14 protein-coding genes and 1 pseudogene are annotated in these 11,985 nt (G+C 53.1%); 10 read left to right on the top strand and 5 right to left on the bottom strand.

Features of this window, described 5'->3' with window-relative positions:
- Together TM5383_RS16685 and TM5383_RS02980 are read left to right on the top strand one after the other, a co-directional pair.
- A partial coding sequence (locus tag TM5383_RS16685; protein ID WP_231725014.1) for an ATP-binding protein occupies positions 1-105 on the top strand: 105 nt, incomplete at its 5' end.
- Between the two features lie 110 nt (positions 106-215).
- A complete protein-coding gene (locus TM5383_RS02980) occupies positions 216-473 on the top strand; it encodes a hypothetical protein (protein WP_143570341.1) in 258 nt (85 codons plus the stop codon).
- Between the two features lie 574 nt (positions 474-1,047).
- On the opposite strand, the gene TM5383_RS02970 is transcribed toward TM5383_RS02980, so the two are convergent.
- Positions 1,048-1,386 (bottom strand): hypothetical protein, encoded by a 339-nt coding sequence (locus TM5383_RS02970; protein WP_231725012.1) that lies wholly within the window; start codon positions 1,384-1,386, stop codon positions 1,048-1,050.
- A gap of 419 nt (positions 1,387-1,805) precedes the next feature.
- On the opposite strand from TM5383_RS02970, the gene TM5383_RS17145 reads away from it, so the two are divergent.
- From TM5383_RS17145 to qatD, 7 genes and pseudogenes are all read left to right on the top strand, one after another.
- Positions 1,806-2,132 (top strand): P-loop NTPase fold protein, encoded by a 327-nt coding sequence (locus TM5383_RS17145; protein WP_058317573.1) that lies wholly within the window; start codon positions 1,806-1,808, stop codon positions 2,130-2,132.
- A 9-nt stretch (positions 2,133-2,141) separates the two neighbouring features.
- Positions 2,142-2,732 (top strand): KAP family P-loop NTPase fold protein, encoded by a 591-nt coding sequence (locus TM5383_RS17140; protein ID WP_082645374.1) that lies wholly within the window; start codon positions 2,142-2,144, stop codon positions 2,730-2,732.
- Between the two features lie 245 nt (positions 2,733-2,977).
- The gene (locus tag TM5383_RS02955; protein ID WP_143570342.1) at positions 2,978-3,577 is read left to right on the top strand and encodes a hypothetical protein; all 600 of its coding nucleotides are present in this window, start codon (positions 2,978-2,980) and stop codon (positions 3,575-3,577) included.
- A gap of 323 nt (positions 3,578-3,900) precedes the next feature.
- A pseudogene (locus TM5383_RS02950) lies at positions 3,901-4,353 on the top strand (Qat anti-phage system associated protein QatB); the annotation flags it as partial.
- The gene (locus TM5383_RS16680; protein ID WP_143570344.1) at positions 4,350-5,027 is read left to right on the top strand and encodes an adenine nucleotide alpha hydrolase family protein; all 678 of its coding nucleotides are present in this window, start codon (positions 4,350-4,352) and stop codon (positions 5,025-5,027) included. The pseudogene TM5383_RS02950 and the gene TM5383_RS16680, both read left to right, overlap by 4 nt.
- A 161-nt stretch (positions 5,028-5,188) precedes the next feature.
- Positions 5,189-5,656: a 7-cyano-7-deazaguanine synthase gene (locus TM5383_RS16675; protein WP_143570346.1), complete on the top strand. Its 468-nt coding sequence runs from the start codon at positions 5,189-5,191 to the stop codon at positions 5,654-5,656.
- Positions 5,653-6,384 carry a Qat anti-phage system TatD family nuclease QatD gene (gene qatD, locus TM5383_RS02945; RefSeq protein ID WP_058317569.1) on the top strand — a complete coding sequence of 244 codons (732 nt, stop codon included), beginning with the start codon at positions 5,653-5,655 and terminating at the stop codon, positions 6,382-6,384. Before TM5383_RS16675 ends, qatD begins: the two co-directional genes overlap by 4 nt.
- 361 nt (positions 6,385-6,745) lie before the next feature.
- Here qatD and TM5383_RS02940 read toward each other — a convergent pair whose 3' ends face one another.
- Entirely contained in the window at positions 6,746-7,780 is a 1,035-nt protein-coding gene (locus TM5383_RS02940) for an IS110 family RNA-guided transposase (protein ID WP_058317568.1), read from the bottom strand.
- Positions 7,781-8,302: 522 nt separating this feature from the next.
- On the bottom strand, positions 8,303-8,614 hold the full coding sequence (locus TM5383_RS02935; protein ID WP_058317567.1) for an ETC complex I subunit: 312 nt from the start codon (positions 8,612-8,614) through the stop codon (positions 8,303-8,305).
- A 438-nt stretch (positions 8,615-9,052) separates the two neighbouring features.
- Here TM5383_RS02935 and uvrB point away from each other — a divergent pair, with 438 nt between their 5' ends.
- Positions 9,053-11,245 (top strand): excinuclease ABC subunit UvrB, encoded by a 2,193-nt coding sequence (gene uvrB / locus TM5383_RS02930; RefSeq protein WP_058317566.1) that lies wholly within the window; start codon positions 9,053-9,055, stop codon positions 11,243-11,245.
- Between the two features lie 133 nt (positions 11,246-11,378).
- Here uvrB and TM5383_RS02925 read toward each other — a convergent pair whose 3' ends face one another.
- Both TM5383_RS02925 and TM5383_RS16810 read right to left on the bottom strand, forming a co-directional pair.
- Entirely contained in the window at positions 11,379-11,624 is a 246-nt protein-coding gene (locus TM5383_RS02925) for a hypothetical protein (protein ID WP_058317565.1), read from the bottom strand.
- 110 nt (positions 11,625-11,734) lie between these two features.
- Positions 11,735-11,985: hypothetical protein (locus TM5383_RS16810; protein WP_197407355.1), on the bottom strand; the 251-nt coding region annotated here is incomplete at its 5' end.

Below are 11,985 nucleotides of genomic sequence, written 5' to 3'. Positions count from 1 at the left end.
GCGCTGCTGGACCGGCTGACACACCACGTCAACATCCTCGAGATGAACGGCGAAAGCTACCGCCTCAATCAAAGCCGCGCCCGCCTCGCCGCCGCTAACAAATGAACCTCACAGAATTGGCCTGACGGCCAATGCGCCTTGGACCGGGCTTGCTATATGAGGGCCGCACGCTCCAAGGCGCTCGCCCCAAAATGGCCGACTTTTGCTCCGCCACAATGGCCGAATTTTACTCCGCCGTTGACAGCCGGGTTGCGGACTGGCAGTTGGCGCTTCCAAACGACGTATCAATTCCGATTTCGCAGGTAGAAGAAATCACCAGAAACGCACGTTTCAATGCCGAACTTTTTGCTTGCTTGTGCGCAGGCATTGTCGAGCGCAAATGTGCGGACACCCGTTGCAATGATGAAAAACTCGAACTCTTCCTTAGTTTAATTAAGGAAAGAGGGGCACTCGCTCCAGGTTCAATGCGCTAGTTTGCGCTATACTTTTCAGACCAGCCAGCCAAACTTAATGTTCCAAGGAGATCACTGCTTAAGGGAGTTCGTTCCTCCTCGCTTACTAAGGTGATCGCCGGCATCAGAAACGCGGCAAGCGATTGTTACTTTGCGTCCGAGTATTCTTATAGCTTGAATACCTTCCACGAGAGACAGAACCATAGGATCTTTGCGACGGAGGACCGTGCACTGCAGCATCTCCTTGCCCAAGATGCCCAGGACAGAGACGGAGGCTGCTCCGACTTCGCAGATTCCTTGCCCAGCCTACGCGGCGGAATGCTGCCGAACAATACTAAGCAATTGCTTGAAGACTTAGTGTCTTACGTGCCGGTTGAAGAAGCGAACCCCTCCACTATGCCGCCGCTGCGCGCTTCAGCTCGAAAGTTTTTAGAAAACCCGATTCCGGAAATTTCGGCGGCATGGGATGAACTTCTATCTTTGGTATAGTCGGCCCAATGCGGTCTTCCAGCACGTGGTCAGTTGCTGCAATGCAGCTTTCTCAAGCCTGCCATTCATTCGCTAGCCGATTGAGTGCCCAATACATGCCTGATTACTATCTATCAAACCGCCCCTTCGCTTTCCCAAGGGGCGAAGGTAGGGGACTAAGCTTGTGTTTAGCCCTAGGTCTACCCTTCTTCTGCGGGAAGGTTTCGAACTCTTGCCGACCGAGCTCTGTGATGCGATAGCCGGGAGTTCCGAACCATTGGTTGATGCCCGCCTCAATCATCTTCCAACCTTCAAGATCAGAAAGCGTTTTATCACCGATACCAGGCGAAAGCTTGTTACGAAGGACAAATATCAACTCCCCATCACAGCGCGAATCCTCGTATTCGCATTCTTCGCGTAGTTTTCTGAGGGCATCGAAGTGCCGCTTGGAAAGTTCGTAGTTCATCTCCCAACTGGCCACCTTTTCCAGATTGAGATTCGTGGAACCAACAATAGTACAGTAAAGGCCCTTTGAAAACTCACCTAGATGGCCCGTATGCTCAAACATCGATCCGGCCCGGAGGAGACATTCATTGAACGTTCTCGATTCTGGGGCGCAGCTCGAATGATCGGACATTCGGTTTGAACTTTACTTTACCAAAGCATGAACATTAGAGGCGACCGATCGCCAATCCATGATTTTCCACCCGTTTTACGCGGACGCGTTCGAACACCAATCCAATTCGAATCCAGTACACTAGATGAATCGAGTTCAACCAAAGTGTCAAAATTCCGATCAATTCAATTGGCTTTGAAGCCCTTACTTCTTTAGGTTGAAGAGCCGAGACTGCAGACAGCGATAATATGAGTATTGGGTAGCGAAAAATGTGGGCTGATGCCGAAACAGACATAGACTATTTGGACTACTCTGAAGTAGCAGAAATGGCTTCTGAGCTGTTGTCAGACAAATCACTGTTGCCAATTTCCCTTGGAGTTTTTGGTGGTTGGGGCACAGGAAAATCTTCCACTTTGCGGCTGGTAGAAACGGAACTAGCAGCGCGGCCAGATGAGTTCTTAGTCGTCAAGTTCGATGCTTGGCTATACCAAGACTTTGATAATGCAAGAGCCGCATTGATGGGCGTGATATCGAAAGCACTTTGCGCTGAAGCTCCACAGTCAATGAAGAGCAAGGCTGCAACACTACTAGGTTGAGTCAACAAAATGAGGGCGCTTAGCCTTGCATTGGAAGGCGGTGCACTCACTCTAGGAATGCCAACTTTTGGAGTAATCACAAAAGGCTTCCAAGGATTGTCCAATGTAGTTTTCGGAGATGCTGGGGCAGACGAACTAAAGCAACTTCAAGATGCTGGGAACGAAATCCAAGATAAGGCGTCAGGATTGCTGAAACCTGAGCAAGTCAAAGCACCTCCAGAAGAGATTGACGCATTTCGCTCAGAGTTTGGTGAAGTGTTGGAAAGCGTCGGGAAAACGCTGGTCGTTTTCATAGACAACTTAGATAGGTGCCTTCCCAAAAACGCAATTGAGACACTAGAAGCTGTCAGGCTATTTTTGTTTATGCCACAGACGGCCTTTATTGTTGCGGCCGATGAAGACATGATCCGCCATTCGGTAAGTCAGCACTTCAACAATCCGACCCAAGGTCACGTCACCGACTATCTTGACAAACTCATTCAGGTTCCGATCAGGGCTCCACGCGCAGGAATTCAGGAAATTCGAGCTTATCTTTTTTGCTTCTTGCTGACCGCTCCGACCTATCAAGTGAAAAGCTCGAAGCATTTCGAAAAACACTAATTGACAGGCTTCGGCAATCATGAAGAGAAGATTCGGATTTCACGGCATCTTCGACCTTGCAAGAGGCTGCGGTCGACGCCTCACCTGAGTTGCTTAATTCGCTAGAAATGGCGGACAGAATTGCCCCACTTCTTGCGCTCGCGCCCGGCGTTTTAGGTAACCCGAGGACAGTCAAACGCATGCTCAATGTAGTTCGAATGCGAACAAGTATAGCACGGCGTAGGGGGATGCCTTTAGACGAGGTAATGATTACCAAACTGGCCCTGTTCGAAAGATGTACAGACATTGACGCAACCGAGGGATTTCACAACCTCATAAATGAAAGCTCGAATGGGCAGCTTAGTATCATTTCCGAGCTTGAAGCCGCGGGTTCAGGCGACGAAATTGCCAACTTGCCCAAATCTTGGGAGAAGCATGAAGCCTTCATTCGAGACTGGGCGAAACTACTGCCTCACTTCGGTGACACTGACCTTAGGCCTGCGGTGTATTTGTCTCGAGAAACAGTCTCTGTTCGGCAAAAGTCAGGTTCGATGTCTTCCAGCGCACAAGATGCTGTTTCGACGCTCATTCAAGTTCGAACCATTAACTCACCTTCCGCAAAAACGGCTCTGGCTACGCTATCAGGCTCCGAGTTCTTACCCGTCATGGAAGCAATCATTGAAGAAATGCGCAAAGATACAAATTGGAAACGCACTCGCAGTGAGTTCCGTGGAGCAGTTCTGGTGGCCGACAGATCGGAAGAGGCTGCGGCAGCGCTGGTTCGTTTCTTTAAATCATTACAACTGGAAAAAACACCCGCTTGGGTTTCGACCATGGTGAAAGACAAGACGTGGTGGAATGAATAATTTTAGGAGAAGACATTGGGCACTTCAGCTTCCTCTAAAGGACGCAATGGCAGGAGTCCTTTAGTTCCGGCGCACGCCGATACCGACCCTGGAAAACCGCTACCAAACCCTGGAAAGCAAAGGTTTAGGGGATTCAGAACTGAATTCGGGCGAGCCGTATCCAGGTCCGGTGGTGGGTCATTTTCCTCGGCACTGGGAAAGTATGCCAGAGACTCGACCGGAGGGAGCGACGTTGCGCCAAGGCGGTTTGGGCCCGCGTATACTGCTGGTGGTTCTCTATTCGGAATTTTGTCTGATCTACGGGGGGCGGAGACGCACAAGCCTGGTCCGAGACCGACTTCCGTGAATTGGAGGGCAAACCGCTTTCTCAGGCAATCGAGATCATTGCTCTCGAATTGACGCCTGACAATGCAGACGCAGAACTGATCCGTGTGGCAGCTCAAGAGGCATTGGCGGAAGCGTTACCTGATACAGACACATTTGAGCCGACAAGTCTTGAATCTGACGAGCTAATTGCTGTCTTGGTAGAGTTCTTTACGCAAACTCTGTTTTTAGAGATTACGAATGATGCTGGCGACGCGTGGGGGAAGGCAGAGGATAGCTCAAGAACGATTGAAGCCGAAAATGAACTGTTCGACATAATTCATGCTTCTGTGGACAAACATCTTGGCCCGGCCTTATCTAGCGGTCCACAAAACATGACACGAGATCAAATAGACGAAATCCAAAAGAACGCTGTGCGGGACATCTGGTCTGAGTGGGAGCAAATAGAATGACCCGTTGCCATTTCTATCTTGACCCTAGCGAGGTGCCAGACGTCACAAGTGCACAAGAGCTGCATGTTCATTTGTATGGTGGGTTTGCCCCAAAACCTGGGAGTGCTGCGATTGGCAAACAAGTTGCCGATCTCTTTCATCGGTTCGGCGTTCAACCCTCAACTAGAGTTGTAGATTTGATCTCGATTGCCCTTGCCGAAACGGCAGCAGATAGGTTTGTTTTGCGTTCAAACAGCGAAACAAATTGGTCCAGGGAAATCATCGTCAGGCTTCCTCTTGCATGGCCGGAACCGTGGCGCAAAGTCGAAGCCGAATTAGCCGCCACCTTGAATTTTCTGAGCGGTGATGTCTGGTCATTTGAGTTTGAACGTGGAGGCAAAGAACCTCCGATAAAATCTGAGTTGAACAGCTATAAGAGATCTTTTGGCTTGCAAAAAGGTGATTGTGTCGCGCTATTTTCTGGCGGTCTAGATAGCACGATCCACGCCATTCAGGCTTTAGCCGAAGGCAGAAAACCCACTCTTGTTTCACATGGGTATCGTGGCGATCAGGAAGTTCAGAACGATATCGCAAGCCGATTACCCAAACAGCTTGAACACCTCTCGGTGAACATCTGGACGACGTCATCTAGAACATCTGAAGACTCGATGCGCGCCCGCAGTTTTTGTTCATAGCACTTGCAGCCCTTGTATGTGATCTGAGACAGAAGTTCTCGGGGAGTAAAGTAAGCCTTCTTGTGCCAGAGAATGGATTGATTGCATTGAAAGCTCCCCTGACACCGAGACGAACGGGCTCTCAAAGCACCCGAACGACCCACCCACACTAATTTAACCTATTGCAGTCAGTTTTCGACAAGGTCGGCATAAGCGCCGAAATTTCAAACCCATTTGAACAGAAAACCAAAGGCGAAATGGCAGCACCGCTACAAGATAGTAAACTGTTTCAAGGCCTTGCCTCCGATACAATTTCGTGCGGCAAGTGGAAGCGCAAAGGAAAGCAATGTGGACGGTGTGTACCTTGCTTGATCCGCCGCGCAGCTCTCTACGCAGGCAACATCGATGGCCAGACAGATTACACTAGCGATGATTTGAGTTTGGTCTTAGATCATGAAAATCACCGTGGTGATCTGGTAGCAATGATGACCGCAATAAGAAGGCTAGACTCCCGCAATCTAGAAAGCTGGGTTTTGCAAGCTGGGCCAATGCCTATTACTCAGCAAAGACGACGCGCTCTGCTGGATGTTCACAGGCGCGGCCAAATTGAAGTCGGCCAGTTTCTTTCAGATAGCGGTCTAGCTTTGTGATCGATTTTCATTGCCATCTCGATCTCTATCGTTATCCCCAAATAGCGATAGAGGACGCCGCAGCGTCAGGCGTTTACGTATTGTGCGTCACCACCACACCCAAAGCTTGGAGGCAGACGAACAAAATGTGCTCGGCGGGCAAGCGCATCAGAACTGCATTGGGTTTGCACCCAGAGTTAGCTGAAGAACGACAGACTGAACTTCCACTCTTTGAGCATTTTGCTGGCAAAACAAAGTATTTTGGGGAAATCGGCCTTGATGGCTCCCCTCGTTGGCGGAAATCACATGCAGCCCAAAAGCGAGTTTTTAGCTCAATTCTGAAAATCGCTTCTGACAACGGAGGGCGCGTTCTCTCGATACATAGCAGGGGCGCAGTGGACGATGTTCTTGGAGCACTTGCGAGAGAACCTGCCGCAGGTACACCAGTTCTACACTGGTTCAGCGGGAGTTCAGGACAACTGCAAAGAGCGATTGGCGCTGGTTGTTGGTTTAGCTGCGGCCCTGCAATGCTGCGGACAAAAAAAGGGAGAGAAATTGCTTCAATTATTCCCCAAGACCGAATGCTGACCGAAACCGATGGTCCGTTTGCGACCGATAATTCTAGGCCGTTGCAGCCAGTTGATTCCTGGAAGGCGGTTTCCGCGTTGTCTGGTATCTGGCGACTTCCTCAGTTCGAAGTCGAGCAAATTTTGAAGAGGAATCTGAAAGCGATAGCCGGTAGCGTTTGAACGGGGCACCTCTTTCTTCAGCGTGTTAGTCCGATAAATTGCGACTATTGCGAATGACTGCTTTTAGAGTTTCAACCCGATCCATTCGCACTTGCAGAGAATAGCCGCTTCTCTAATTGGGTGTCTGGGTCAAGCTCGTTTTCCTTCTTTTGAATGATCAAGGATCGTATGTCCGGGTCACGCTTCTCTTCGCAGTCTGGTTTGGCGTTCGAAATGGCGCCGCTGCATGCATGTGTCGGATTGGAAGTGGAGAGCCCCGCTTTCCGGCGCGCTTCAAGTTGCGCAGCAGACATTTTCGGCTTCGTCCACGAACCTCGTCCGGATTGGACGATCCCGTCAGGTTAGGTGGTAGGCTACTTGTTCATGCCGTGCCTCCAACTTGTTCCTGACGGAATTCACTGCCGTCGATCCACATACGGTGGAGCAGAACGGCAAGTTTGCGGGCGACGGCAACAACAGCGCGTCGGCGACCTTTGGTGCGCATCAACCGCATGCCCCATGATTTAATCTGTGACCCTGCCATCGTTCGCATCAGCAATGCGTTGGCAGCAGCATAAAGAGTAGCACGAACATCTCGATCTCCTGCCTTCGATATTCGGCCAGGATTGTCGTGCTCCCCTGACTGAAAGCGCCTTGGCGTCAGACCAAAGTGCGCAGCAACTGTACGCGAACGCTTGAAGCGGTTTGGATCATCAACTGCCGCCTTGAATGTCAGCGCTGCAATTGGCCCAACACCTGGAACGGTCATCATGCGCATGGAAACCTCGTCTTGAGACGCCGCACGTTTCACGCGTCGATCCAGCTCGAGGTAGTGTTGGAACAAGACCGCCCGCGCGTCGAGCAATGGAATGATCGCATGCGCAAGGACGTCATCCATCTCGATCATCGGCCTTACCAAGCCATCAAAAGACCCGTGTTTCACTGTTCGGGGCAATCGTACGCCGAAGATTTTCAGCAGGCCCCGAACCTCGTTGGCCAGATCCATTGTCTTCTTGAGCAAAGCTTTACGCGTGCTCAATAGCGCCCTCAGCCCGTGGGCTTCCCGGCTCTTCATATGGACGGGACTGAACCAGCCAGTTCGTAGGATTTGGGCAATGCCCTTTGCATCTGTCTTGTCGGTTTTGTTTCGCATCGCAGATAAGGCGGCACTTACTTGCCGAGCTTCCATGCATACGACTTCAAAGCCTTTTGATTGCAAGCCAAAGAACAGATGTTGGCTCATTGCTCCGGCTTCAAAACCAACGCGTTCTATTGGGTGCTCAAAAGCTGCGAGACAGTCGGCGATGTCCTCGACTTCGCATGGCAGCTCTCGCTCAAGGTAAACCTTGCCTTTGTTATCGACGATGCACATCGCACAGGACCGAAGCGACACATCTAATCCAACATAATATTCCATTTTCTGTCTCCCTTGTTCACAGCTATGCTGAGATCCTATCGGGAGCTCGACCAAAGTGCAGGGTCAGCCCAATTACGCATGCTTCCCGCCCTTTCCTTCCTGTGCCTCAGAACTCAGCTTATGTTGTCACGAGAAACAAACGCAGCAACGTATTCTGCCTTTGCCAGCTTCAGTTCCGAGGTTGCGCGGACGTTCAGGTTACGCAGCCCCCTCCCACAATCGCAGCTAAAGGCTGAGCGGATCAGGCATTTCCCTCATTCCACCACTGGCCGTTAGCTTCCCCCCAACTGGGGCTGCAAAACAGGCAGACTTCGCCCGATGACAGACGTGGCGCAGCGCCGACAAACGCTCGCATCTTACGTGCCGCGTGAATGCTGAAGGGCGCGGGCGCACCCTCGACAGACAACCCATTAATAAAAAAAACAAAAAAGAGCGCCCAAAGGCGCTCTTTCCGAAATCTCAACCATCGCTTCGTGAGATCTTTGACCCAATTCCGCGGCAACTTTGCCCCGATTTACAACCTCAGTGGGTCCAAGGACCGCGGCGGTTGGTGGCGAAGTTTTCGCCATAGCCGCCCGAACGGACGTTAGGCTTGCGGGTCTGCGGGGCCAGCACTTCGGCTTCCAGACCTTTTTCAGCCGCGTATTCTAGCGCCGCTTCTTTGCTGTCAAAACGCAGACGCACCTGAGTTTGCGTATCACCGCTAGAGGTCCACCCCATCAGCGGGTCAATGTCACGGGCTTCGGCCTGTTCATAGTCCAAAACCCACTGGCGCGTTTTGCCCATGCCGGACTGCATGGCGTTACGGGCGGGCTGGTAGATTCTTGCACGCATCAGCGACTCCTCACGTTTGGGCCGTTATCGGGAAATTGAGCGAAATTTGCAAGTGTTGCAGAGGCAGTACGCGACCGCAAAGTAAAGACGTGGCGTTGCTGAACGACGCCTTTCAGCATTGGCTGCCAGTCAACCACAGGGAGCGAGGGGTGGGTGAAGTGCGGCTTTTCTGGCAGCCAAGCCTTGCACTTGCCCGAAAAGGTTAACATCAAACACGACGCACCGCAACTATGTTGCAAATTACGCAAGGTCCAAAGTAATAAAAATACAGATTGGTTTGCTAGGGTTGCGCAAACAAAGGGTCACTCGCCGCATAAGAATATTCTTATTAACCATTCATTTACCAATTTGACGCGCGATCTGGCCTGCCCCCATTGTCTTTATGCTTGAACCAGAACAAAAAGAGACCAAATTAGCCTCACCGATCAGGAGAGCGATATGCCCTACGCCCATTCCGACAAATCCGTCGCCAAAACCAGTGTCGAAGATCGCGTCACCCGCGACAAGCTGGAGGGCGGAAAGGCCTTTGTCATGCAGACCGAATTTGCCCCCGCTGGCGATCAGCCCACGGCAATTGCGGAATTGTCCGGCGGTATCAACGATGGGGAACGCGATCAGGTCCTGCTGGGCGCGACGGGTACGGGCAAAACCTTCACCATGGCCAAGGTGATCGAGGAAACCCAGCGTCCTGCCATCATTTTGGCGCCAAACAAAACGCTAGCAGCGCAGCTTTATGGGGAATTCAAGGGCTTCTTCCCGGACAATGCGGTCGAATATTTCGTGTCCTTTTATGACTACTATCAGCCAGAGGCCTACGTGCCGCGATCGGACACCTATATTGAGAAGGAAAGCCAGATCAACGAACAGATCGATCGCATGCGCCACTCGGCCACGCGGGCGTTGTTGGAACGGGACGATGTGATCATCATCGCCTCTGTCTCTTGTATCTACGGGATCGGCTCGGTCGAGACGTATTCGGCGATGACGCAGGATCTGGTGGCCGGCGAAGAGTATGACCAGCGTGCAATTATGGCCGATCTGGTCGCCCAGCAGTACAAGCGCAACGATCAGGCGTTCCAGCGTGGATCGTTCCGGGTGCGCGGCGATGTGCTAGAGATTTTCCCAGCCCACCTTGAGGATCGCGCCTGGCGACTGTCGTTCTTTGGTGAAGAGCTGGAAACGATCACCGAATTTGACCCGCTTACGGGCGAAAAGACGGGCACGTTTGAGAAAATCCGCGTTTACGCAAACTCACACTACGTGACACCGAAGCCGACGCTTAATCAGGCGGTCATCTCGATCAAGAAAGAGCTGAAACAGCGCCTCAATCAGCTGGTGGATGAGGGCAAACTGCTGGAAGCGCAGCGGCTGGAACAGCGCACCAATTTTGATATCGAAATGCTGGAGGCGACAGGCCACTGCAACGGCATCGAAAACTACTCGCGCTACCTGACAGGCCGCGCGCCCGGTGAGCCGCCGCCAACCCTGTTTGAGTTTATCCCTGACAACGCGATTGTCTTTGCCGATGAAAGCCATGTTTCCGTGCCCCAGATCGGCGGCATGTATCGTGGCGACCACCGGCGTAAGTTCACGCTGGCCGAACACGGGTTCCGCCTGCCGTCCTGCATGGACAACCGCCCGCTGAAGTTTGAGGAATGGGATGCGATGCGCCCCCAATCCGTCTTCGTCTCCGCCACACCAGCGGCATGGGAAATGGAACAATCCGGCGGTGTCTTTGCCGAACAGGTGATCCGGCCGACTGGCCTCTTGGATCCTGAGGTTGAGATCCGGCCCGTTGACATGCAGGTCGATGATCTGCTGGACGAAATCCGCCGCGTCAGCGCGGGCGGCTACCGCACGCTGGTCACAACGCTGACCAAACGCATGGCCGAGGATCTGACCGAATACCTGCACGAACAGGGCATCAAGGTGCGCTACATGCACAGCGATATCGACACGCTGGAGCGGATCGAAATCCTGCGCGATCTGCGCCTTGGCGCCTTTGACGTGCTAATCGGCATTAACCTCTTGCGCGAAGGCTTGGATATTCCCGAATGTGGATTGGTCGCCATTTTGGACGCGGACAAAGAGGGCTTCCTGCGCTCTGAAACCTCGCTTATCCAGACCATCGGCCGGGCGGCACGGAATGCGGACGGGCGGGTCATCATGTACGCCGACAAGATCACCGGTTCGATGGAACGGGCTTTGGCCGAAACCTCGCGCCGTCGTGAAAAACAGATCGCCTATAATGAGTTGCACGGCATCACCCCCGCGACAGTGAAAAAGAACGTCGAAGATGTGCTGGCGGGCCTTTATCAGGGCGACACAGATCAGTCGCGCGTCACGGCCAAGATCGACAAGCCGATGCACGGCGCCAATCTGGAAAGCCACCTCAACGGTCTGCGCGAAGAGATGCGCAAGGCGGCGGAAAACCTTGAGTTTGAAGAGGCCGCGCGTCTGCGTGATGAGGTCAAACGGCTGGAGGCCGTCGATCTGGCCATCGCAGATGATCCGTTGGCGCGCCAGTCAGCTGTCGATGCCGCGGTTGAAGAGGCCAGCCAAAAACGCGGCCGCTCCACCGCCGGGCGCGCAGGCCAGCGTGGTGGAAATGTGAAACGACGGGGGCGTTAAGCCCCCTTAAACGCAGAAAAGCCGGCCCAGTGATGGACCGACTTCCCCGGAGTTATAGGGCCCTCGTATCGGGGCCCTAATTGGTATGTCGTGGAAGCAGCGACCACAGGTGGGGTCGGCTGGTAAGCGGGGCTTACTTGGTCAGAACGTGGCGCACGCTGTTCTGGATCTGGGCGAAGGACGCGTCGTCATCTTCCAGGTTCTCGATGACCGAAGCGGCTTTCTTGACGGCGTCGGCGTCAACCAGGCTCAGATCGATGTTCGGGGCGAACTGGCGGATCTGGGCAGCGTCGTAGCCCGACACGTCAGAGGTCATTGCGGAAGCAGCACCGGTCAGGGCGATCAGGGCGGCGGCGGATGCAGTTACGATACGGTTCATGCTTTTAACTCCTAAGTCAGGTTTGTGTGGCACGATGGGGAGGTGGTGCCGTTGGGAAGGGGCGAGGCCGTTGTGGCCTCTCAGCCCCCGAGGGATTTATTTGGACCAGATTACTTGGTCAGAACGTGGCGAACGCTGTTCTGGATTTGGGCAAACGACGCGTCGTCGTCTTCCAGGTTCTCGATCACCGAAGCGGCTTTGGCGACGGCGTCGGCGTCAACCAGGCTCAGGTCGATGTTCGGGGCGAACTGGCGGATCTGAGCGGCGTCGTAGCCCGATACGTCAGAGGTCATTGCAGAAGCGGCACCGGTCAGGGCGATCAGGGCGGCGGCGGATGCGGTTACGATACGGTTCATTGTGT

The organism is Thalassovita mediterranea (genome assembly GCF_001458435.1).
Taxonomy (GTDB): Bacteria; Pseudomonadota; Alphaproteobacteria; order Rhodobacterales; family Rhodobacteraceae; genus Thalassobius; species Thalassobius mediterraneus.
The sequence above is the reverse complement of the archived record's forward strand: the minus strand, read 5'-3'. Positions and strand labels throughout refer to the sequence as shown.

Excerpts from the sequence above, each read along its gene's own strand:
- TM5383_RS02980 (WP_143570341.1), top strand. The coding sequence starts at position 216 with ATGGCCGAATTTTACTCCGCCGTTGACAGCCGGGTTGCGGACTGGCAG.
- TM5383_RS02970 (WP_231725012.1), bottom strand. The coding sequence starts at position 1,386 with ATGAACTACGAACTTTCCAAGCGGCACTTCGATGCCCTCAGAAAACTA.
- TM5383_RS17145 (WP_058317573.1), top strand. The coding sequence starts at position 1,806 with ATGTGGGCTGATGCCGAAACAGACATAGACTATTTGGACTACTCTGAA.
- TM5383_RS17140 (WP_082645374.1), top strand. The coding sequence starts at position 2,142 with ATGAGGGCGCTTAGCCTTGCATTGGAAGGCGGTGCACTCACTCTAGGA.
- TM5383_RS02955 (WP_143570342.1), top strand. The coding sequence starts at position 2,978 with ATGATTACCAAACTGGCCCTGTTCGAAAGATGTACAGACATTGACGCA.
- TM5383_RS16680 (WP_143570344.1), top strand. The coding sequence starts at position 4,350 with ATGACCCGTTGCCATTTCTATCTTGACCCTAGCGAGGTGCCAGACGTC.
- TM5383_RS02940 (WP_058317568.1), bottom strand. The coding sequence starts at position 7,780 with ATGGAATATTATGTTGGATTAGATGTGTCGCTTCGGTCCTGTGCGATG.
- TM5383_RS02935 (WP_058317567.1), bottom strand. The coding sequence starts at position 8,614 with ATGCGTGCAAGAATCTACCAGCCCGCCCGTAACGCCATGCAGTCCGGC.
- uvrB (WP_058317566.1), top strand. The coding sequence starts at position 9,053 with ATGCCCTACGCCCATTCCGACAAATCCGTCGCCAAAACCAGTGTCGAA.
- TM5383_RS02925 (WP_058317565.1), bottom strand. The coding sequence starts at position 11,624 with ATGAACCGTATCGTAACTGCATCCGCCGCCGCCCTGATCGCCCTGACC.